Origin of the sequence: Klebsiella sp. K5-204 (genome assembly GCF_030128585.1) — a bacterium.
Lineage (GTDB): Bacteria > Pseudomonadota > Gammaproteobacteria > Enterobacterales > Enterobacteriaceae > Klebsiella > Klebsiella quasipneumoniae.
This window is the reverse complement of sequence record NZ_JAKUZS010000005.1, coordinates 358430-381456: the sequence shown is the minus strand read 5'-3', so window position 1 is coordinate 381456 and position 23027 is coordinate 358430. Positions and strand designations below refer to the sequence as shown.

The following is a 23027-nucleotide window of genomic DNA, read 5'->3' as shown; positions in this document are numbered from 1 at the left end:
ATGAGTGAAATGACGCAGACCCTGTCAGGCGCCGCCCAGCCGCAAAGCGATGACGCAAGCCGGGTCACCGCTCGGGATTTACGCAGCGTGTTCTGGCGCTCCTTTACGCTGCAGGGCTCGTGGAACTACGAGCGCCAGCAGCATATGGGCTACGCCTTCGCAATGTCGCCGGCCCTGAAGCGCATCTATCAGGACCCGACGGAACTGGGGCGCGCCCTGCAGCGCCATCTGGTGCTGTTTAATACTACGCCGCACCTCTCCACCTTTATCTTCGGCTTGTCGATCGCTATGGAAGAGGAGAATCAACGCAATCCCGAATTTAATGAAGAATCAATAAACGCGATTAAAACCAGCCTGATGGGGCCTCTGGCGGGTATCGGTGACTCCATATTCTGGGGGTCATTGAAGGTGATTGCCGCCGGGATGGGGATTTATTTCGCCCAGCAGGGCAGCCTCCTGGGACCAATAATGGCGTTGTTAGTTTATAACCTACCGCATCTGTTGTGCCGCTGGTATGGGCTGAAGCTCGGCTATCGGGCTGGCACCACCTGGCTGATGCGGATTTACCAAAGCGGACTCATGGATCGGGTCACCTATATCGCGTCAATCGTTGGCCTGATGGTCGTCGGCGCGATGACCGCCAGTATGATAGATATCACCACCCCGCTCAGCTTCACTGCCGGGCAGACGACCATGAAGGCGCAGGAGTTTATCGACAAAATACTTCCTTCTCTGCTGCCTCTGCTTTTCACCCTTGGGATGTACAAGCTGATCCGTAAGGGAGTCAACATCAACTGGATCCTGTTAGGCACCATCGCGTTTGGCATGGCGGCCAGCGCGTTAGGCCTGCTTTAAAAAGAGGAATATTACCCATGCACGTAGAAGACTATATGAATGAAACCCCCGCTCGCCTGCTCGCTATGCTAACGCAGACGCGGGAAGATCTCTGGCAAGCGGCGAAAGCGCTGGCGGATCGCGGGATCTCTCGAATCATCCTGACCGGTTCCGGTACGTCTTACCACGGCGCGCTGACCGCGCGGTCGTTTATGCAGCAGTGGTGCGGCATCCCGGTCGATGTGTACTGGCCCTTCCTGCTGGACGAGACGGCTCTATCCCTCAGCGACAAAGCGCTGGTCATCGGCATTTCTCAGGGAGGCGGTAGCCTCTCTACTCTCGCCGCAATGGAGCGCGCCCGGGCAGCCGGGCACCTTACCGCTTCCATGGCCGGGGAAGCGCCAGCTGCCATCGACCAGGCGGCAGATTTGATCCTGACGGTCCCCTGTGGAGAAGAGCGCGCCGGCGCCAAAACCAAAGGGTATCACTGCACCATACTCAACCTGATACTGCTTGCGCTTGCCGTCGCCAGTCGCCAGCAGCGCCTGAGCGATGAGGAGCGCAAGGCGCTACTCGTCCGCATGGAGAGGACGTTCAATCATTTGCCGACGCTCATTGAGGCCTCGCAGGCGTGGGTTCTCAATCACGCCCGGCCGCTTATCGACAGCGCGGACATTCGCCTGACCGGTCCGGCAGGGCTGTTTGGCACCGTTCAGGAAGGTGCGCTAAAGATGCTTGAAACGCTACGCTGTCCGGTTGCCGGTTACGAATTTGAGGAGTTCATCCACGGGATCTATAACGCCTTCGACGAACGCTCTACCCTGATCATGCTCGATCCGTTTCCCGATGAGCGTCAGGATCGCCTGGCGGAAATACTTGGCGGCTGGACTCAGCATATTTATCGCATTGGTCCACAAGTCGAAAATAACGGCAAAAATATGCCCTTCGCATTTATTAACGATCCCGACTTTGCGATCTTTGAATATATTATTCCGTTACAAATGGTTTGTGCCCGACTGCCGCCAGTGAAGGGCATCGATCCCGCAATACCGAAGGATCCGCAGTTCCACCAGAAAATGAAAAGTAAACAACCCAATTAATTGACGCATAGTAAAAGTTATCCGCTATTCAGCGGAGGACCCGTTACATCCCAAGGAGACCAATATGTCTATAGCTCATAAAAACGCACATACTATTATTCGCGATATTTTATCTAAGCAGCACATTGAGCGGGTATGGTTTGTCGGCTGCGGTGGTTCATTAACCGGTTTCTGGCCGGGGAAATATTTTCTCGATTGTGAAGCGAAAAAGCTGGCCGTCGGCTATGTGACCAGTAATGAATTTGTCCACGCGACGCCGAACGCGTTAGGTAAAAACAGCGTAGTGATCCTCGCCTCGCAGCAGGGCAACACCGCTGAAACGGTGGAAGCCGCCCGCATCGCGCGTCAGAAAGGCGCCGCCACTATTGGACTGGTATATACCCCCGGCACGCCGCTGTGCGAACACAGCGATTACACTATTGAATACTGCTGGGCGCGCTATCCCGAAACCGTCGATCCGACGCAGCAAAAAGCGGCATACAGCCTGTGGCTGGCGCTGGAAATGCTTGCGCAAACTGAGGGATACGCCCATTACGATGAGATGGTCAGCGCCTTTGCCAGTTTTGAATCCGTGGTACGCGGCGCTCAGCAGCAGGTTCAGGCGGATGCGCGCCATTTTGCCGAAGCCTGGAAGAGCGAAAAGGTCATCTACATGATGGGCAGCGGCCCCTCATTCGGCGCCGCGCATCAGGAATCCATCTGTATTCTGCTCGAGATGCAGTGGATTAACTCCGCCAGCATCCACAGCGGCGAGTATTTCCACGGCCCCTTTGAGATTACCGAAGCGGGAACGCCGTTTATTTTATTAAAAAGCAGCGGCCGCACCCGCCCGCTGGATGACCGCGCGATCCGCTTTATCGAACGTTACCAGGGAAAACTGCAGATTATTGACGTGGAAAAGGTGGGAATCGACACACTGCACGCCAGCGTGCGCGAATATTTCTGCGGCCTGCTGCACAACTGCGTACTGGATGTTTACAACCTGGCGCTGGCCACCGCCCGCAACCACCCGCTGACCACCCGCCGCTATATGTGGAAAGTCGAATATTGATTCGCTAACCGCCTGCCAGCCCCGGCGTAATTCTCCGGGGCTGCGTTGAGGATTACCAGCTAAAACCTTCAATACGTAATTCAAAAATATCGTGAATATAGCCAATTTCCGCTACCGGCAGCGCCACGTTATAGAGTATTTTTAGGCGCTGGAACGAGTGATTGACCATGGCAATAAATTCGCCATGCTGGCGGGTAAATTGCTCAAGATCTTTATAATGGCTAATTTCATTACGCATTACCAGACGCTCAATCATACAGCTGAGATGCACATATAAACTGATAATTAAGTTATTATTAAAATGAAAACCAAGCGTATTTTGCCACTCAGCGATAATGGTTTCGATATGACCCATGGTTTTTCCGGCATTCAGTATCGTCAGAGAGTTGACAACGTTATGCAGCGAAAACTCACGTACCATATTTTTATTAATCAGCGCAATTTGCTTTTCATTAAGATAGCCGCTTAAGAGCTGACTCAGATGTCGATGCCCCTGCTCGCCAAGTAGTTCCTCAATGCCAACCCAGGGCACTCCGGCCAGCTGCGGGTCGTGGGTACCCACGACCGCAATAACTTCATACTGGTGGAGCAACGATACCGCCGTACGACTGTTTTTTAAGCGCGTATACTCGCAGGCGATGATGTTAATATCAAAATCGTTGAGCAGGCTCTTCTCCATCAGATTTTTAAATTTAAATGCGGTACCGATACCTGTAATACAGGTCACCAGCAGCGCACGCTCTTTTTTTTCTGCGGGCCAGAACACATCCCAACGCGACTGATTAAGCGGCACGATCTCTTCGGCGATTTGTTCGATGTTTTTTTCCAGCGCGATCTCGCTGGCAACATTCAGCGCCATGCGGGTCGTGACGTTATCCACCACCACCAGCGGGCCGTTAATCACCGACAAAAGCGCATCGGCAATCTCCTTTGTGTAGCCCATATCAATAAGCACCATCACACCCGCACGCGTGTCCGTATGCTGGAGATAATCAACCACGGCGCGACTGACGTCGCTGAATGCCACCTCCATCGGCATATCCATGGCCTGGTAGATCTTCTCGCCAATCAGGCGGTTGGCAACGCCGGCAATGCTGCTGGCGGTCGAATAACCGTGGGCGATTATCAGCGCTTTCACTTTTCCGCCGCTGGTCGCATCGATAGCATTACTGACAACGGCGGTAATCGCCAGACGGTCAAGCGTATCGATGAGCAGATCGTATTTGTTATTGACGACATCCAGTAGTTTCCCCGCGATACGCTGCGCCAGCCCCGCTGAGGACTCCAGCCAGCGCTGCATCACCAGACGCGCGGGCTCGGCAACGCTGCGCGGCGCCAGAGGAAGGCTGGTCAGGTAGCGGCCAGTAAGATAGGCGAATTCGGCATTCAGCTGGAGATCGTAATTGGCGGCGATCGCCTTGCCCACATCCTCAATAAAGCGCAGCCGCTTGTCCTGAAGAGAGACCGCGCTCTCCTGATTCATCAACGCATCGAGATAGAGCGTCACGTTTTGATAAATGAGCTTTTCAAAGGTCCGCACGCTAATATTATCCTGAGCCAACTCCTCGCACAGGCTACAAATATTTTCCGTTAGCCGTTGGTATTCATGGTGACGACCAGAAAAAAGAGGCTGCGCATCGCCATCGCGGTAAATCATCACCCGCTCGCTATTTTGCTGAAGGGAAAAAGGCGCATCCGCCAGTAATCGGTCGGGCAGCAAACCCGCTTTTATGTGTAAAAGACCGCTATCACGTTCGCCAAATGTCCAGGCGCTGGCGCAAATATTGCGAATCAAATTTTCCAGCCCACCGACATTTCCTTCAAGCGTTTCACGCATTAGCTGGCTGACGATTTCGCCATCCAGCGCAAGATCGTGGTTCAAACGCTGGGCTTCACGGCGGAAAAAGTGGTGGATAAACGCCAGCCGCTCGAATTGGCCGCGTTCAGCGATCGGCAGAATTTTTACAATCACCGGAATACGGCGAATAAAGGTCGCCAGGAAGTGTTTTTCCAGATCCTCGGTTGACGCAAAAATTAGCCGCACCGTCGCGCTGCGCTCGTCGGTGCTCTCCCCCAGCCGGCGCCAGCTACCGTTATCCATAAAATGAAACAGCTTTTCCTGACCTTCGGGCGGCAGCCGATGAACCTCATCGATAAACAACACCCCGCCGTTGCTGGTCTCGATAAGACCAGGAACGGCTTTATCGGCGCCGGTAAAGGCCCCCTTCGCATGACCAAATAACTTCGAGGTCAGTAGTTCTGGATTATTCGCGTACTCGGCGCAGTTAAATACGGTAAAAGGCGCATCGGCAGGTAAAATACCTTCATCTATTGCGTAGTGCCAGAGCTGGCGAGCTAGAAAACTTTTCCCGGTGCCAGTAGGGCCCCGCAGCAGCAGCGGCAGACCTGCGCCAGGGTAGCTGATGGCAGCCTTGCACTGGCGCAATGCTTCCTGCAGGCTGCCCTGCGCGCCAATCAGCTGCGCCAGACTATCCTGACGCTCCGCGCACAGCGCCTGAATGGAGGCGTATTCGCCGTGCCGAACCGCCAGCCGGTGATGATCGCGCAGAACGGTAACGGGTAAAAACAGCACCGGGCGACCGTTCACTTTGACCACCCGCTGCTCGCGATGAAGATTATTCAGATGATGGCTGATGATGCTGCGTTTTTGCTTCAAGCTATCGGCGATGGCCATAGCGTTAAACTCGCCCAGCGCTTCCGCCGTCAGCGCTCGCCCGGCGATCCGCTGTTCTAGCTGGCGAAAAATCGACTCCTTGTTCATCTCGCTCCCCTGTCAAAAGCGTAAAATTCGCTTATACGACAATTCGTGCAGGACGTCGCTGCCGCCAGCCACACTTCTTTAAAAGCGCTTAATTTTTCATGGTTTAACGTTCCCCGCGTGCCAGATGCGCTCGGCATAGCGGCCAATCACCGCCAGCGAGACGGCAAGGATCAGGAAAAACAGCACCTTGTGCATCCCGTTCCAGAAAAATTCAAAGAAGCGGGTATAGAGATTGATCGCCAGGAAGGTTAACCCAAAGCCGCGCAGCATTGCGTCATCGGTTTTCAGACTGATAAAAATGCAGACGCCGGCCGCCGCGGCAAACAGCAGCCCCCACGGCAGGAGTCGCGCCTGGCTTACGTTGTACCAGCTGTCAGCGTCGTAATTGCCGAAAATCGACAGGATCCACAGCGCAATAAACAGATACGTGAGGCCCATCGCCTTGCTGACGGTAAACAGCTGCCGCTGGCGAAGCAGGGACTGCGCGCCGTAGCAGAGCGCCAGCAGCGCGCCGCCGAACAGGACGAAGCGAATCGGGTAGTTCATGCCCAGCCAGTAGGCGCCCCACCCCGAGACATAGCCGGTTTCCGCGCCAAACCAGTTGCCCAGCGCCAGCAGAAAAAAGAGCCACACCAGCCCGGAGCGGGCAGCATAGCTGATAGCGCCGTAAATCACGCATCCGGCCAGAAACAGCGGCGCGATATGGCCGCTGCCGTTATCCAGCCGTTCGCCAAGCTGCCATAGCGCCACCGCGGTAAAGACAACGCCCAGAAACAAAATCGCCTCGGTGCTGTAGTGCCACTGCGTTTCCCGCCGCTGGCGGCGAAAACCCCAGGCGTAGCAGGCGACAGCCAGCAGCGCAGGCAGCAGGATCCGCGTCAGCGCCGAGCGGCTGAACAGGCTCAGCAGCCACGCCACCAGTTCATTGTCGGCGAACAGACTGCCCAGAGCAATCAGCACACACGCCAGCGCGGTCCAGAAGGCATAGCGGCTCAGGCGCCGCCAGTCAAAGGGGGAGACGCGCAGCGTTTGCGCCAGCCGCTGGCTGTCTGCCGGGGTTAACTCCCCGCTGGCCTGCCAGGCGTTCAGCGTGCGCTGAATAATGCGCTGCTCTTTTCGGGTTACGTTCATAGGCATTCCTTGAGACTGATGACAAACCTGTTTTCGCTAATGTGCTCGCCTTTCTGCGGGTGGCAGTTGCGCCTGACCCGACCTACCTAACCATTTATATATCAGATTGTTACCCAGCAACCTGGGCCCGCGTAAGCGCAGCGCCGCCGGGCATGATATCAGGCTCGATACCCGTCATATTGCCGGGTGGCGGCTGCGCCTGACCCGGCCTACGGTCCCAAATCACCGCCGGGCCTGGGGCTGCTGAAACTGCCGGTGTTGCGGCCTCAACATCGCTGAGACGTTCCCGGCAGGCCGGGCAATACCCGAAGATGGCACATTGCCAGCCATCTGATTCCTTGTGATTAATGTTGGTCCAGCCACGCCAGCGCCTGCTCGCCCGCCTCGTCCATCGGCAGGTAGACCAGCAGGCGCGAACCGTTGCGCGGCGCCGAATACCAGTACATCTGCTGCAGGCTGAATCGCCCGAGCTGCGGGTGGTTAAAATGTTTAATCTGGTTTTCCACGCCGCGCACCTCGTAGCGCTGATGCCACAGCGCTTCAAACTCCGACGAGGCGGCGAAAAAGCGCGCCAGTTTGTTTTCCCATGCCGGATCGCCGCGGTGCTCGGCCATCGCGGCGCGGAAATAGGAGACGAAGGTCGGCAGCACATCGCGATTTTCGATCCGGCTGCGCCAGGTCTCATGGGTCAGATACAGATAAATGCAGTTGCGATCTTCTTCCGGGAGGGTGGCGAAATCGATGCCCATCAGGCGGCAGAAGCTGTCGTTCCAGGCCACAATATCAAAGTTCGGTTTCTGAATACTGGCCGGCTGCGGCATCAGGCTGTCCAGCATTCGCCGGGTGCCGGGGCTGATGCCTTCGCATACCGTCACCTGGGTCGCTTCCGGCGGGGTCAGCCCGGCGAGTACGAACAGGTGCCGGGTCTCCAGCGGGCTGCACTGCAGGGCATTCGCTACCCCCACCAGCACCGCTTCCGACGGATTCACCTCCCGCCCTTGCTCCAGCCAGGTGTACCAGGTGACGCCGACGTCGGCGAGCATCGCCACCTCCTCCCGGCGCAGACCCGGCGTGCGCCGGCGGCCCACCCGGGGCAACCCCAGGCGCTGCGGATCGAGGCTCTCACGCCGGGCGCGCAGAAACGCCCCCAGCTGTTTGCGCCGATCGTCCGGCACGGCGAACGTCGACTCTCGTTGCGGCATCGTGGTCATCACCCCTCCAGCATGGTAGTTCCAGTACCAGTATAGACAGGAACTGGTACCCGTTTAATTTATCGGTAATGCTACGTCGGTCTGCTGAATGACGCAATGGAGAACCCCATGAAAACGTCTGCTGTTTCACCCGGCCGCGCCGGTCTGTGGCTGCTGCTGGGCGGCCAGATGCTGCCGCTTATTGATACCTCGATCACCAATGTGGCGCTGGACGCCATCACCCACACCCTGGCGGCCAGCGCCACGCAGCTGGAGCTTATCGTCGCGCTCTACGGCGTCGCCTTTGCCGTCTGCCTGGCGATGGGCAGTAAGCTTGGCGATAACTATGGCCGCCGTCGCCTGTTTATGTGGGGCGTCGCTCTCTTTGGCATCGCTTCCCTGTTGTGCGGCATGGCGAACAGCATCAGCGCCCTGCTGGCCGCCCGCACCCTGCAGGGCGCCGGGGCGGCGCTGATTGTGCCGCAGATCCTCGCCACCCTGCACGTCACCCTCAAAGGCCCGGCCCACGCCCGGGCCATCAGCCTGTATGGCGGGATCGGCGGGATCGCGTTTATCGTCGGTCAGATGGGCGGCGGCTGGCTGGTATCGGCGGATATCGCCGGGCTGGGCTGGCGCAACGCCTTTTTTATCAATGTGCCGATCTGCCTGCTGGTGCTGGCCCTGAGCCGCCGCTATGTGCCGGAAACCCGTCGTGAGACGCCGTCGCGGATTGACTGGCAGGGTACCCTGTACCTCGCCCTCATCCTCTGCTGCCTGCTGTTCCCGATGGCCCTCGGTCCGGAGCTGCACTGGCCGCTGTGGCTGCAGCTGATGCTGGTGGCGGTCCTGCCGCTGCTGTTCGCCATGCGTCAGAGCGCCCTGCGCCAGCAGCAGCGCGGCGACCATCCCCTGCTGCCGCCGCGTCTGCTGCAGTTGACCAGCATCCGCTTCGGGATGGCCATCGCTCTGCTGTTCTTCAGCGCCTGGTCCGGCTTTATGTTCTGCATGGCGCTGACCATGCAGGAGGGGCTGGGGATGGCGCCGTGGCAGTCCGGCAATAGCTTTATCGCCCTCGGCGTGGCCTATTTTATTTCGGCGCTGTATGCCCCGCGGCTTATCGCCCGCTACAGCATGGGGCGGATCCTGTTGACCGGTCTGACGGTGCAGATCGCCGGGCTACTGCTGCTGTGCGCCACCTTCTCCCGCTTCGGCATCGCCACCACCGCCCTGACGCTGGTCCCCGCCACGGCGCTGATCGGCTACGGTCAGGCGCTGATCGTCAACAGCTTTTACCGGATTGGCATGCGCGATATCAGCGCCAGCGACGCCGGGGCCGGGAGCGCCATCCTCAGCACCCTGCAGCAGGCGACCCTCGGTCTCGGGCCGGCTATCCTCGGATCGCTGTTCCTGGCGCTGGCCCGCCGCGGCGGCGGAAACTATCCGCAGGCGCTGATTGATTTTCTGCTGGTCGAGGTGGCCATGATGCTGTTGCTGGGGGCCATCGCGCTGTGGCTGCGCCATCATCTCAACCGACAGCCGGCGACGGCGGCGTCGTAATATCGGCGGCGGTAATTTGCATAATCGTTATCCAGCGGTCATCATACCCGCTGGATATTCAGGAGACGTTATGCAGGAATTAATATCGCAAATTGCCGCCTTAGGAATCGAAATAACCCCCACCCGCTCGCTGATGATTATCTTCGGCATTATCTTGTTCACCGCCGTCGTCGTGCATCTGATATTGCACAAAGTGGTCCTGCGCGCTTTTGAAAAACGGGCGTTGGCCAGCAGCCATCTGTGGTTGCAAATCATCACACAGAATAAACTCTTTCACCGACTGGCCTTTACCCTGCAGGGGATCATCGTTAACGTGCAGGCGGTGCTGTGGCTGCAAAAAGGCAGCGAGGCCGCGGAAATATTAACCACCGTGGCTCAGCTATGGGTGATGATATATGCCATGCTGTCCTTCTTCTCGCTGCTGGATGTGATCTTAAAGCTGACGCAGAAATTTCCCGCCGCCTCTCAGCTACCGCTGAAGGGGATATTCCAGGGAATTAAGCTGGTGACGGCGATTATTATCGGCATCCTGATTATTTCCCTGCTGATAGGCCAGTCGCCAGCGATCCTGATTAGCGGGCTCGGCGCGATGGCCGCGGTACTGATGCTGGTATTTAAAGATCCGATCCTTGGTCTGGTGGCCGGTATCCAGCTCTCGGCCAACGATATGCTCAAGCTTGGCGACTGGCTGGAGATGCCGAAGTACGGCGCCGACGGCGCGGTGATCGATATCGGCCTCACCACGGTCAAGGTACGCAACTGGGACAACACCATCACCACCATTCCAACCTGGTCGCTGGTCTCCGACTCGTTTAAAAACTGGAGCGGGATGTCGGCCTCCGGCGGCCGCCGCATTAAGCGCAGCCTCAACATCGACACCACCAGCATTCATTTCCTCGATGAACAGGAGCAGCAGCGCTTGATCCGGGCGAAGTTGCTTAAACCCTATATGGATTCGCGCCACGAGGAGATTAGCGCCTGGAACCAGCAGTATGCCGGGGAGCAATCGGTCCTCAACGAGCGCCGAATGACCAATGTCGGCACCTTCCGCGCCTATCTGCAGGAGTATTTACGTCATCATCCGCGCATCCGCCAGGATATGACCCTGATGGTGCGCCAGCTGGCGCCGGATGCCAACGGCTTGCCGATCGAGATCTACTGCTTCACCAACACCGTGGTGTGGGCGGAATATGAGGGGATCCAGGCGGATATTTTCGACCATGTCTTCGCCGTGGTGGAGGAGTTTGGCTTACGCATTCATCAAACGCCCACCGGCAACGACATTCGCGCGCTGGCGGGGGCCTTCCCCCGCTAACCTCAGGCGCTGGCGCGGGCGATCACGCGCCAGTCCATCATCACCCGCTCGACGGCGGCGTCGGGATCGTCGATGCGTTTCATTAACAGATCCACCGCCGTGCGGCCGATCGCCCGGGAGGGCTGTTCAACGGTGGTCAGCTGCGGGGAGACCACTTCCGCCAGCTCGGTGCCGTCGAAGCCGATCACCGCGATATCCTCCGGCACCCGCAGCCCGGCCTGGTCAATCGCCCGCAGCGCCCCGGCGGCAAGGGAGTCCGATACGGCAAATACCGCGTCGGGCTTCTCATCTTGCGACAGCAGCTGCTCCATCGCCCGTTTACCGGCCGCCGCGCTAAGATCCTGCGCGTAGGTCACCTGCTGATACGCCAGACCGTGCACGTGCAGCACACTTTTATAGCCGCGCTCGCGCAGACGGGCGTAGCGATAGCTGAGGTCGTGATTAATGAGCGCGATGCGCCGGCGCCCGCCGTCGGCCAGCCGGGACACCGCCCCCTGGGCCGCCTCGACGTCGTTAATCCCGACGCAGGAGATGCTGCCGGTGTCGGCATACTCCGCACACTGTACCCAGGGCGCATCGCCAATCATGGTGGTCAGTTCCGGCAGGCTGGAGAGCGCGTTCATGGTGATAATGCCATCGACCATTTTGCCGGAGAGCAGCTGCAGGCCGGAGGTCGAGCGGGCCAGATCCGACCCGGAGTTACACAGCAGAATGCGGTAGCCGTTCTTTTCCGCCTCTTCTTCTATCCCTTTCACCACCTCGGCGCAAAAGGGGTTAGCGATATTGGAGACCATCACCAGGATCATATTGCTGCGGGCGGTTCGCAGCTGACGCGCCAGCAGGTTCGGCTGATAGTTGCTCTCTTTGATCGCCTGCAGCACGCGCTCACGGTTTTTGGCTTTTACCGTATCGCTGTTGTTCAGCACCCGCGACACCGTGGCCACCGAAACGCCGGCCAGACGAGCAATTTTCTGAATAGACATAAACCCTGCACTTCCTGCGATAGAGGTGGATCCTGCAGGCTATCATAAATGACCTCTGGTTGGCCTGCCAGCCTGGCGCGCAAGCGCGGCTCAGTAAGACGGTGTCTCGGGAAACTATTAATAATCAGGGCTTCTCTCCCGCCGCGTTAACGCGCATCCTTTTGCCGTTTCATATGCTTATTAGCGCAGGAGGCGCAACAGACCGCCTGCGCCCCATTTGTGCTTTTATGATTAAGGATGATATCCCCATGAGGCTCTCCACCGCGATTCTCGCCCTCAGCTGTGCCCTGGTAACGATCACCGGCTGCACCTCGTCAAAATCGTCACCGGAACGCCACGCCTATGCGTTCGTCGCCCACCGCTCCGATTTTGTCGGCGGCAACTTCACCGTCAACCGTCAGGAAAATTACCGTTTAAACCTGCCGACCTTCACGGCGATGTACGCCCGCGGCCAGCAGGATAAAGCCGCTGGCATGAGCGAAAGCGACGCCCGCCGCACCGCCGAGGCCATCAAACAACAGGCGGCGCAGGGCACCCGCACCGAGCACGCCTTTACCGGCAACGCCAGCGACAAATGGGATAATGCGATGGAAAATAAAGATGCCGTCCTGTTCGGCAATGAGCTCTCCGGGGCCTATCTCGACGGCTATCTTGGGGTGAAATAACCCGGCGGCGCGCGTCCTGCGCCCCGCCAGAATTCAGCGTTCGACGCTCACCCAGCGCTGCTGCTGATGGCTTTTGACGATCGCCTCGATGATGTACATCACATCGGCGCCGTCGTCGAAAGCGGCGAAGCGCCGGGCCCCGGCCTCCGGCATCTTCCCGGCGCGCACCGCCTGATAAAAATGGCCCATCATATTCTTAAAGGCGTCCGGCCAGCCCTCAATATGGCCGCCGGGGTAATGGGCGCTGTCAGCGATCTCCGGCCTCAGCAGGCTGGGGTCGTCGCTGAGCCGCCGATCCGGCTGCTCGCGGTGGCCAATCCACAGCCGCTGGGGCACTTCCTGATCCCAGGCCAGAGAACAGCGGCTGCCGTTAATCTCCACCGCCAGACGGTTTTTCCGCCCAGCGCTCACCTGAGAGACCATAAAGCTGCCTTTGCTGCCATCGTCAAAACGCAACAGCACCGAGCCAAAGTCCTCGGTATCGACAGGCCGGGTTTCATATCCCTGCGCCTCGTGAACGGCGCTGAAGGTCGCTTTGCCATTCACTGGCGCTTTACGCGTCGGCCAGACGATAGACAGATCCGCCATCACCTCGACAATCCGCCGACCGGTCATAAACTGCACGGTATCGCACCAGTGGGAGCCGATGTCGGCCACCGTCCGCGACGCGCCGCCCTGCGCCGAATCAACCCGCCAGTTGTAGTCGGTCTCCAGCAGCATCCAGTCCTGTAAATAGCCGCCGTGCGCCGCGAAGATTCTGCCGACATCGCCATGGCGGATCATCGCCGCCGCCTGCTGGACCATGGCGAACTGGCGATAGACAAAGCTGACGCCATGCACCACGCCGGCCCGGGCGGCAAGCGTCACCAGCTCCCGCGCCTCCTCCGCCGTCATACACAGCGGTTTTTCGGAGAAGACGTGCAGCCCGGCGGCGAGGATCTGCCGGTTAATCTGGGCATGCAGATGGTTCGGCGTACAGTTATGCACCACCTGCAGCCCCGGATGGGCCAGCAGCGCCTCCACGCTGTCGTAGGCATGGGCAATATTCAGCGCACGCGCCTTGCGCTGCGCCGCCTCAAGGCTGCTGTCGCACAGCGCCGCCACCTCGATATCCCCCAGCCGCCGCAGCGCCTCCAGATGCGCCGGACCAATAAACCCTGCCCCAATAATCGCGACCTGAATCATATTATTCCCTCCCGCCAGCGGCAAAGTCATCGAAGGCCCGCCCGGCAACGGGAATGATATGGCGACGAATAAACTCGCTGCCCTCGCGCGCGCCGGTCTCGGCGTCCTTCAGGCAGCACTCCCACTCCAGCACCGCCCAGCCGTCAAAATCATATTCGGTCAGCTTACTGAACACCCCTTTGAAGTCGATCTGCCCGTCGCCGGGAGAGCGGAACCGGCCAGCCCGCTGCTGCCAGGGCTGATAGCCGCCGTAGACGCCATTGCGCCCGTTGCGGCGAAATTCGGCGTCCTTGACGTGAAACGCTTTAATACGCGAATGATAGATATCGATATAGGTCAGGTAATCCATCTGCTGCAGATGCAGGTGGCTCGGGTCATAGAGCATATTGCAGCGCGGATGGTTATCCACCCGCGCGAGAAAACGCTCAAAGGTCACGCCATCATGCAGGTCTTCGCCGGGGTGGATCTCGTAGCAGACATCAACGCCCTGCTCGTCGAAGAGGTCCAGCAGCGGCCGCCAGCGCCGGGCCAGCTCGGCAAAGGCCTCATCCAGAAGCGGCTGATTGTGCGGCGGCCATGGATAAAAAAAGGGCCATGCCAGCGCCCCGGAAAAGGTCGCATGGGCCTTCAGCCCCAGGCGACCGGAGGCCACCGCCGCCTGCTTGACCTTCTCCACCGCCCAGCGCTGGCGCGCCTGCGGATCGCCATGCAGCGCCGCCGGAGCAAAGGCGTCAAACGCCGCGTCATACGCCGGATGCACCGCCACCAGCTGTCCTTCCAGGTGAGTGGACAGCTCGCTGATCGCCAGCCCATGCTCCGCCAGGACACCGCTGACCTCGTCGCAGTAGGTCTGGCTCGCCGCCGCCCGCTCGACATCGAAAATCGCCGGGTGGTTGCAGGGGATCTGCAATGCCTTGTACCCCAGGCCGGCGGCCCACTGCGCCACCCCCTCCAGCGTGTTAAACGGCGCCTGCGGGCCGATAAACTGCGCCAGAAAAATGCCCGGTCCCTTAATCGTTTTCATACCCCCTCCTGAAAAATTAGTGCGGCTCTTTCTCGTTGTACTGGAAAGAGAAAAGGAAAATCAGCGCGATAACCGCGGCGGCCACCGCCGGGATCCACCAGAAGGTCACCCAGGCCTGCGGCACGCTCTGCCCGGCCACCAGATGGTTATACAGCGCGCCGGAGATCTGCGAGCCCAGCAGCATGCCGATCCCGTAGGTGAACATCACAATCATGCTCTGCGCCTGGCCTTTGACCTTCTCGCCCGCCACGCGGTCGGTGTAGATAAAGCCGACGACAAAGAAAAAGTCATAGCACACGCCGTGCAGCAAAATGCCGAGATAGAGCAGGAAGCGCCCCTCTTCGCTGACGCCGAGGGCGAAAAAGGCATAGCGCACAAACCACGCCGCCATGCCGATAAGCAGCATGTATTTCACCCCGAGGCGACGGAACAGCAGCGGGATCACCAGCATAAAGACGATCTCTGACATCTGGCCGAAGGACATCGCGGTGCTGACATCCTTAACGCCGGCATCCGCCAGATACGACGCGGTATAGGCGTAATAGGTACCTAACGGCACGGAAATTAAGGTGGCGCAGAGGGAGAAAATCAGGAAATGGCGCGTTTTCAGCAGCGCGAAGGCGTCCGCGCACAGCAGATCGCGAAACTGAACCGGCATGCCTTTGGCCGGCGCCGGGGTGTGGGGCAGCGTCAGGCTGTAGATCGCCAGCGCCACCGAACAGAGCGCCGCCAGGGTGAAGATGCCGGTGGTGTCAGAGATGCCGGTCACCCCGATGCAGATCCCGGCGATAATCCAGCCTATGGTGCCGAACACGCGGACCACCGGGAAGGTTTTATCGACGTTAGCCAGGCTGTGGAAGGCGATATTGTTGGTCAGCGCCAGGGTCGGCATGTAGCACAGCGTATAGCCGAACAGCAGGCCAATCAGCAGCGCGCCGTTCTGCGCCACCAGCGCCTGGGGGACAAACCACAGGATCGCTGCCCCGGCCAGGTGCATCACCGCCATCACCTTCTGCGAGGCGAAAAAGCGATCCACCAGCATCCCCAGCACAAAGGGAGACAGGATGGAGGCGATCGGCCCGGCGGAGAACGCATCGCCGATCAGCAATGACATCTCATAGCGGGTCATGACCAGCCCCAGGGTCACCGACCAGCTGCCCCAGATAAAGAACTGCATAAACATCATTAACGACAGCCGCGGCACCAGAAAACGGTGGCTCACGCGGACACTTTCCCGACCTTCTGTTGTTGTGACCATGTTGCTCGCCCTCAGAAAAGTAATCGATTACAAAATCGCTCAAAACAAAAGTAATCGATTACAAAAAGAAGATCGCCAGGCAAATGCGCCACCTGCGAAGAGGATCACAATAAAAAGGCAGGCAGCCCCGCCGGACGGCGGGGCATCTCGCTTACGCCGGGCGGCGCAGCAGTTTGAAGGCGATAAACAGGAACAGGATCCACACCGGCAGCAGGATCGCCGACAGGCGCATCCCGTCGATCGTGCACATCAGCGCCAGAATCAGCCCAAGGAAAGCAATGCAGAAGTAGTTGCTGGCGGGCGCCAGCAGCGCTTTAAACTTCGACTCACGCCCTTTGCGGCGCTGGGCGGCGCGGAACTTCAGGTGCGCCATGCAGATCATGATCCAGTTCAGGAGCAGCGTCGCCACCACCAGGGCCATCAGCAGTCCCAGCGCTTCATGCGGCAGCAGGTAGTTCAGCACCACCACCAGCGAGGTGATAATCCCCGAGAGCAGCAGAGAGTTCACCGGCACGCCGCGCTTGCTGACGCGGGCGAGGAAGGTCGGCGCATTGCCCTGCACCGACAGGCCGAACAGCATCCGGCTGTTGGAGTACACGCCGCTGTTATACACCGACAGCGAAGCCACCAGAATGACGAAGTTCAGCGCGGACGCCACCAGGTTGCTGTCGAGATGATGGAAAATCATCACAAACGGGCTGCTGTCGGATTTGATCTCCACCCACGGGTAGAGCGCCAGCAGCACCACCAGCGAACCGATATAGAACAGCAGGATACGATAAACCACCTGGTTGACCGCTTTCGGAATGCTCTTTTCCGGATTTTGCGCTTCCGCGGCGGTGATGCCGATAAGCTCCAGCCCGCCGAAGGAGAACATGATCACCGCCAGCGACAGGATAAGACCGTGCCAGCCGGTGGCAAAGAAACCGCCGTGCTTCCACAGGTTATCGAAACCCGCCTTGCTGCCGCCGTGGCCGCCAAACAGCATCCACAGGCCAAAGGCAATCATGCCGATAATCGCCAGCACTTTTATCAGCGCGAACCAGAACTCCGCTTCGCCATACAGGCGCACGTTGACCAGGTTGACGGCGTTAATAATGAGGAAGAAGGCCGCCGCCCAGATCCAGGTCGGAACGTCGGGCAGCCAGTACTGCATGTAGATCCCGGCGGCGGTCAGCTCCGCCATTCCCACCAGCACGAACATCACCCAGTAGTTCCAGCCGGACAGGAAGCCGGCGAACGGGCCCCAGTATTTGTAGGCAAAGTGGGCAAAGGAGCCGGATACCGGCTCTTCCACCACCATTTCGCCCAGCTGGCGCATGATCAGAAAAGCGACAATCCCGGCCACCGCGTAGCCCAGCAAGACCGCCGGGCCGGCCATTTGAATCGCCGGACCAATGCCGAGAAACAGGCCGGTGCCAATCGCGCCGCCAAGGGCGATAAGTTGAATGTGTCGGTTCTGTAAACCGCGATGAAGCGTCGGGCCGCTCTCTTCTACGGCATCCGACGACGTTGACGCGTCTTTCACGTCGTTCCCCTGTGTGTTTTTGCGAAGGGGCACCTTTTATCACTTAGGGGAAGATGTCGCAAGTTGCGCGGGGCGAGCGTCAGCCGCCCGCCCCGCTTTTTTAGCGTCAGAAGTCGTAGCTCATTGAGACGCGCACGGTACGCGGATCGCCTTCGAACAGATAGGTACCGGTATCGTCAATGCCAGACCAGTACTTCTCGTTGGTCACGTTGGTCACCCCGACGCGCCAGGTCATTTCGTTCTGGTCGGCGTTCAGGCGCATACGATAGCGCAGGCCTAAATCCAGGGTGGTGTAGCTATCCAGCTTTTTGGTGTTGGCCGCATCGGCATACTGCGAACCGCTATGATTGACACGCGCGGTGGCGGTCAGGCCTTCCACCGGCTTGATGTCATACTCGGCGCCGAGCACCGCGTAGAAGTTTGCCACCCCGACGGCATCTTTACCGTCGGTTGCGCCTTCAGCGGTTTTAGTCTGTTTTGCATCCAGCCAGACGGTGCTGGCGTTAAGACGCAGTCCCAGCATCGGCTCGCCAAAGACGTTCATCTCTACGCCGCGGTTACGCTGCTCGCCGTCGAGGCCGTAATTGCCAGCGGTATCGGAAATGGCGTTCGGTTTTTTGATTTCAAACAGCGCCAGCGATCCGCCGATCGTACCGTAGTCGATCTTGACGCCCACTTCGTCCTGCTTCGAGTGCGCGATACCGGTGCTCTCACCGGCATTGGCCGCCGCCGTCGGCGCCACGGAACCCGGCTGCAGCGCTTCGGTATGGTTAGCATACAACGACAGCGACTCCCACGGTTTGTACACCAGGCCAAACGTCGGCATCCAGCGGCTTTGGGTATAACGCGAGGAAGTATCTTCCAGTCCGGTGGCGTTGCTGTAGTTGCGCACGACCACTTTCTGATGGCGAGCGGCGGCGGTCAACAGCACTTTATCGTTAAAGAAGCCGAGGGTATCGCTCAGCAGCCAGCCCTGCGTACGACTGCGTGAGGTGACCAGCGGATCGTGGTAGTTACCGCCAAAATAGGCGTTATCCGGCATGGCCACATCATGGTTGTCATAAATATTGGTAGTCGGGTTGCTGGCCGACATCCGCCAGGCGGTGGCATCGGTATGCACCTGCGCCGCATAGCCGAGGTTCACCTGATGCGAAATCGCGCCGGTATTAAAATCGCCGCGCAGCCCGCCCATGCCGCTGATGGCGTCAATAATGCGGTTAGTATCCAGGCGGCCAACCGTGGCATCGCCGTTTTTATTCAGAAGCTTCGGCGCGCTGTAGGTGCCAATTTCATGCGAATGCTGGCCGCCAAGGGCGCTGTATACCGTCCAGCTATCGGTCAGGTCATATTCTGCCTTCGCCATGCCGAATTCGCTTTCGATATCGCTATAGCCCCACTTCTGGCTGTAGTTTTTGCTGTTGTCCGGCAGCGCCGGGACGAAATCCACGCCGCTGATATTGACGCCCATCGTACCGCCGTGGAACGTTTTCTTCTGGTAGCCAAAATCCAGCGAGGAGCGGAAACGGTCGCCACGGTAATCAAGTCCCAGCGAAGCCAGCGTGGTACGGCGTTTATCGTTATCGATAGCGCCTTCACCCTCGCGATGCACCAGGTTGACCCGGGCGCCGAACTGGTTGTTGTCACCGAAACGCCGCCCAAGGTCGAGGGTGCCGCCCACCTGAGAATCAGAGGTATAGTCGACGCCAACGCGCGCGGTCGGCAGATCTTCCGCCCGTTTCGGCTCAAGGTTAATCATCCCGCCGACGCCGCTGCTGGCCGCGCCGTTAAGCAGGCTATTGGCCCCTTTGAAGATTTCAACGCGCTCCAGCATCTGGGTGTCCATCACCTGACGCGGCACCACGCCCGCCAGGCCGCCCATGGTCATGTCGTCGCCATCGAGCTTAAACCCGCGGATTCGATAGGTCTCGGCGAAGTTGCCGTAGCCCTGTACGGCCTGCACGCCAGCGTCGTTACTGACGACATCGGCGATGGTTTTCGCCTGCTGATCCTGAATCAGTTTCGAGGTATAGCCGATAACGTTAAAAGGAACGTCCATCGCCTTTTGTTCGCCAAGCATCCCCAGACGACCGCCATGGGCGATCTGCCCGTCGAGGAATGCCGGAACCACCAGGTCGCCGCCGGATTTAAAATCGCTGGTTTCGTTAGCCTCGACGATAAGGGTTTCTTCCCCCGTCTGCGTGGCGGCGGTCTCTTCCGCGGCCACCGCCGCCTGGCTGGCGGCGCCGATGGCTAAGGCCAGCAGCGTTTTACGCAGCGGGAAGGATGAATAGAGCGTGGTGTGCATAATTTGCCCCGTGGATGAGGATAAATGAATCCAAGGGCCCGTCGCCGGACCCGATATTCTTATTGCGCGTTCAGGTCAATGCGTACGACGCTGTCCGGGCCGTTTGTGGAGTGGTCTTTATTGAAGGGCTGTTTGACGGTGACAAACAGCGTCTGACCATCGGCGGAAAGCAGCATACTGTTAGGATTGGCCGGTAACGCCCAGCTTTTCTTCAGCGTGTAGCGGCTGGCGTCAAGGCTGATGACCTTGCCGGATTCTCGCTGTGAAATATAAATTTCCTGGCGTTTCTTATTGAACTGCACCGCCAGCGAATCGCCGACGTCGAGCTGTTTAAGCAGCTTGCCGCTGTGGATATCCAACACCAGCGTGGTTTTCGCTTTCGAGTTATCGGTCACAAACAGGCGGCCGGTGTCGCTATCTTCAGCCATATTAAGGAGCAGCGCTGGCTTGTCGCCCAGCGGCTTCCAGCGCTGTTCAATGCGCTGGTTATGGGGATTGATCACCAGAATTTCACCGCTGCCGTTAGCGGCGTACACGCGCCCGGTTTGTGCGGAGTAGTGCAGGCCGGTCATCCATTTACCGGTATTTGTAATGCGTGTTTTCAGCTTCAGGGAGGTGGCATCAACCACCCAGATTTGCGCCGGGTCGGCAACCGCGCCAACGTAGAGAGTATTGTTCAGCAACAGCAGCTGACGCGCCCCATAAGGGCGTCCTTTTTCATTGCGCTCGCTGAACAGCAGGCGGTTTTTGACCTTGCCGGTAGCGGTGTCGATAGCGCTGATGCCGCCGTCCAGCGAATTGCTGACATAAAGCGTTTTACCATCCGCAGAGAGCTGTAAAGCGAAGTTTTTCAGATCGGTATGCGTCAGGCCGATGGTGTTGAGGGTTTGCGGATCCAGTGTGTAGACCGCCCCACCCTGCACATGTTTAAAGCCTTCGGCGCTGGCGACGTACAGCGCATCACCCTGCGGGCTTAGCGCCATCTCGTACAGCCCTTCCGCTAGCTGGCGCTGCAGCGGTTGCGCCACGTTAGGGGCTGGAGAGTCGATAACCGGTTGGGAAACGGCAGAGGAAGGATGCGTCGCGCAGCCGCTTAACGCCGCGCTGATGGCCAGCGTCAACGCCGGAAGTGTGTATTTCATTGGATCAACCCTATAAAAAATCAATGACCCGATGGACGCGCAGCGGCCGATATTGTGTGTTTCCAGCCTGCTGTCTTTACGTCACCCTACGCCTTCGCGACTCTTTGTGAACGACTCACTGGCGCAGCTCGAACCTTGCCTGATATGCAAATAAAAAAGAGAATGAGAACTATACGCATTATCTAGTGTCAGGCAAGCCCTGGCGGGCAAAAAAGATAATCTGCTAATTTTTTACGGCAATGGCGGATAACGGGGGGAAGAAAGGCTCCGCGAAGGGAAAAAGAGTCCCGGAAGCGAGGCAGTGCCCCCTCCCGGTTTCAGGGCCAGAAGGCGCAGGATGTGTCGCCCATCTGGCGCAAAACGACAAATGCCGGCGCTATTTCGCTGAGCGGCGGTTAATAGCGCACCATTACTGACTTCAGCTCCGTGTAGTCATCGATAAACGCGCTGCCGAATTCGCGACCGATGCCCGAGCCCTTCATGCCGCCGAACGGCACCGCCGGGTCGAGGAAGGTATGCATATTGACCCACACGATGCCGGCGTCTATCGCCTCCGAGTAGCGCAGCGCCAGGCGAATATTATCCGACCAGACGCTGGCCGCCAGGCCATACGGCGAGGCATTCATCCGCGCCAGCGCCTCGTCTTCACTGTGATAGCCGATAAAGCTGCACACCGGGCCGAAGGTCTCCTCGCGCATCAGGGTGCTCTCTTCACTGCGCACTTTGACCGCCGTCGGCTGCAGGAAATAGCCCTCCCCCGGCAGGGCTTCGCCGCCGCAGACGATGGTATCGCCCTCGTCGCGTGCGGTCTGAATGAGCCGCAATACTTTTTCATGCTGCTGGCGGTTGGCCAGCGGCCCCATCAGCGTGCGCTCATCCAGCGGCGATCCCGGCGCGAAGGCGCTGAGTCTTTCTTTCAGAAGCGCCAGCACCGCATCCAGTTTGCCCTGCGGCAGATAAAAGCGCTCCGCGGCGGCGCAAATCTGCCCCTGGTTCAGGTAGCCGGCTTCAAGAATGCCGTTGACCATCGCCTCCGGCGTCAGGTCGTCAAGAAACAGCGCGGCGTTTTTGCCCCCCAGCTCAAGGGTGACCCGTTTACCGAAAGCGCCAGCCGACTGCTGGACTTTCTCGCCGGTAGCCACCGAGCCGGTGAAGCTCACCTTGGCGCAGGCCGGATGAGTAATCAGCCGCTGAGCAATCTCGCCGCCGGCGCCGTTGACCACGTTAATCACCCCGTCCGGAATACCCACCGCTTTCGCCAGCTCCGCCACGCGCAGCAGCGTCAGCGGCGTATACTCACTCGGCTTGAGGACGATGGTGCAGCCGCAGACCAGGGCCGCCGCCAGCTTCCAGACGGCAATCATGATGGAGAAGTTCCACGGCACGATGCCCACCACCACCCCCAGCGGCTGGCGGCGGGTGAAGGCGGTATATTTCTCCCCGGCCATCGACGGCAGCGACACATCCAGCGTTTCGCCGGTCACCTTACCTGCCCAGCCGGCGAAGTAGCGCAGGAACGCGACCGATTGATCCAGCTCTAACATCCGCGCCAGGGTGATGGTCTTACCGGAGCAGAGACTTTCCAGCTGCGCCAGCGCTTCGCGATGCTCAGCCAGGGCATCCGCCAGCTTTAGCAGCAAGGTTCCGCGCGCCAGCGTCGGCATTTCGCGCCACTGACTAAACGCCTGGCGGGCGCTCTCTACCGCGCGGTCCGCCTGGTCGCTATCCGCCGCGGTGACCTCGGCGATCGCCCGCCCGGTGGCCGGGTTGATCACCGCAAACGGCGCGCCGCGGCCCGCCTCTCGCTCACCGGCGATAAACTGCCCGTGCGGCTGGCGTAAAAAGGCGGTCACTTCCGCCAGTAAGGTTATCTCGCTCATCGTCAGTACCCGTTTTTTCAGCAACGTTGGCCCATCACAGCACGGCTTCCCGCCGCCGCCCATCGTTCTAAAGAACGTCATTCTTCCGGACGATATT

Annotated in this window: 17 protein-coding genes; 6 read left to right on the top strand and 11 right to left on the bottom strand. The window is 59.1% G+C overall.

Annotated features, from left to right (window positions below; all coding sequences use genetic code 11):
- From MKR05_RS15690 to MKR05_RS15680, 3 genes are all read left to right on the top strand, one after another.
- Window positions 1-855, top strand: coding sequence for a PTS system mannose/fructose/sorbose family transporter subunit IID (locus tag MKR05_RS15690; RefSeq protein WP_004099982.1), 855 nt, complete (start codon window positions 1-3; stop codon window positions 853-855).
- Between the two features lie 17 nt (window positions 856-872).
- Window positions 873-1934: an SIS domain-containing protein gene (locus tag MKR05_RS15685; RefSeq protein WP_044521474.1), complete on the top strand. Its 1062-nt coding sequence runs from the start codon at window positions 873-875 to the stop codon at window positions 1932-1934.
- A 64-nt stretch (window positions 1935-1998) separates the two neighbouring features.
- Window positions 1999-2985, top strand: a complete 987-nt coding sequence (locus tag MKR05_RS15680) for an SIS domain-containing protein (RefSeq protein ID WP_044521472.1) — start codon at window positions 1999-2001, stop codon at window positions 2983-2985.
- 52 nt (window positions 2986-3037) lie between these two features.
- Here the strand turns inward: MKR05_RS15680 and MKR05_RS15675 are convergent, their stop codons facing one another.
- The 3 genes from MKR05_RS15675 to MKR05_RS15665 form a co-directional block, all read right to left on the bottom strand.
- Window positions 3038-5767, bottom strand: a complete 2730-nt coding sequence (locus tag MKR05_RS15675) for a sigma 54-interacting transcriptional regulator (RefSeq protein WP_238875337.1) — start codon at window positions 5765-5767, stop codon at window positions 3038-3040.
- Between the two features lie 96 nt (window positions 5768-5863).
- Window positions 5864-6898: a DUF2157 domain-containing protein gene (locus tag MKR05_RS15670; RefSeq protein ID WP_101866769.1), complete on the bottom strand. Its 1035-nt coding sequence runs from the start codon at window positions 6896-6898 to the stop codon at window positions 5864-5866.
- Window positions 6899-7242: 344 nt separating this feature from the next.
- The gene (locus MKR05_RS15665) at window positions 7243-8109 is read right to left on the bottom strand and encodes a helix-turn-helix transcriptional regulator (protein WP_023288725.1); all 867 of its coding nucleotides are present in this window, start codon (window positions 8107-8109) and stop codon (window positions 7243-7245) included.
- Window positions 8110-8217: 108 nt separating this feature from the next.
- On the opposite strand from MKR05_RS15665, the gene MKR05_RS15660 reads away from it, so the two are divergent.
- Window positions 8218-9645, top strand: coding sequence for an MFS transporter (locus tag MKR05_RS15660; RefSeq protein ID WP_048296961.1), 1428 nt, complete (start codon window positions 8218-8220; stop codon window positions 9643-9645).
- Between the two features lie 70 nt (window positions 9646-9715).
- A complete protein-coding gene (locus MKR05_RS15655; RefSeq protein WP_072422543.1) occupies window positions 9716-10960 on the top strand; it encodes a mechanosensitive ion channel family protein in 1245 nt (414 codons plus the stop codon).
- Window positions 10961-10962: 2 nt separating this feature from the next.
- On the opposite strand, the gene MKR05_RS15650 is transcribed toward MKR05_RS15655, so the two are convergent.
- A complete protein-coding gene (locus MKR05_RS15650) occupies window positions 10963-11943 on the bottom strand; it encodes a LacI family DNA-binding transcriptional regulator (protein ID WP_017900840.1) in 981 nt (326 codons plus the stop codon).
- A gap of 248 nt (window positions 11944-12191) precedes the next feature.
- On the opposite strand from MKR05_RS15650, the gene MKR05_RS15645 reads away from it, so the two are divergent.
- A complete protein-coding gene (locus MKR05_RS15645; RefSeq protein ID WP_023288721.1) occupies window positions 12192-12608 on the top strand; it encodes an Exc2 family lipoprotein in 417 nt (138 codons plus the stop codon).
- A 33-nt stretch (window positions 12609-12641) separates the two neighbouring features.
- On the opposite strand, the gene MKR05_RS15640 is transcribed toward MKR05_RS15645, so the two are convergent.
- The 7 genes from MKR05_RS15640 to MKR05_RS15610 form a co-directional block, all read right to left on the bottom strand.
- A complete protein-coding gene (locus tag MKR05_RS15640) occupies window positions 12642-13793 on the bottom strand; it encodes a Gfo/Idh/MocA family protein (RefSeq protein WP_218801638.1) in 1152 nt (383 codons plus the stop codon).
- A gap of 1 nt (window position 13794) precedes the next feature.
- On the bottom strand, window positions 13795-14817 hold the full coding sequence (locus tag MKR05_RS15635; protein WP_023288719.1) for a sugar phosphate isomerase/epimerase: 1023 nt from the start codon (window positions 14815-14817) through the stop codon (window positions 13795-13797).
- 16 nt (window positions 14818-14833) lie between these two features.
- A complete protein-coding gene (locus MKR05_RS15630; protein ID WP_072096478.1) occupies window positions 14834-16039 on the bottom strand; it encodes an MFS transporter in 1206 nt (401 codons plus the stop codon).
- A 187-nt stretch (window positions 16040-16226) separates the two neighbouring features.
- Window positions 16227-17603, bottom strand: coding sequence for a phenylalanine transporter (gene pheP, locus MKR05_RS15625; RefSeq protein WP_023288717.1), 1377 nt, complete (start codon window positions 17601-17603; stop codon window positions 16227-16229).
- Between the two features lie 106 nt (window positions 17604-17709).
- Window positions 17710-19908 (bottom strand): TonB-dependent siderophore receptor, encoded by a 2199-nt coding sequence (locus MKR05_RS15620; protein WP_238875335.1) that lies wholly within the window; start codon window positions 19906-19908, stop codon window positions 17710-17712.
- A 59-nt stretch (window positions 19909-19967) separates the two neighbouring features.
- Entirely contained in the window at window positions 19968-21050 is a 1083-nt protein-coding gene (locus MKR05_RS15615; protein WP_233672760.1) for a YncE family protein, read from the bottom strand.
- A gap of 395 nt (window positions 21051-21445) precedes the next feature.
- The gene (locus MKR05_RS15610) at window positions 21446-22930 is read right to left on the bottom strand and encodes an aldehyde dehydrogenase family protein (RefSeq protein ID WP_032454961.1); all 1485 of its coding nucleotides are present in this window, start codon (window positions 22928-22930) and stop codon (window positions 21446-21448) included.
- Between the last annotated feature and the right edge of the window lie 97 nt (window positions 22931-23027).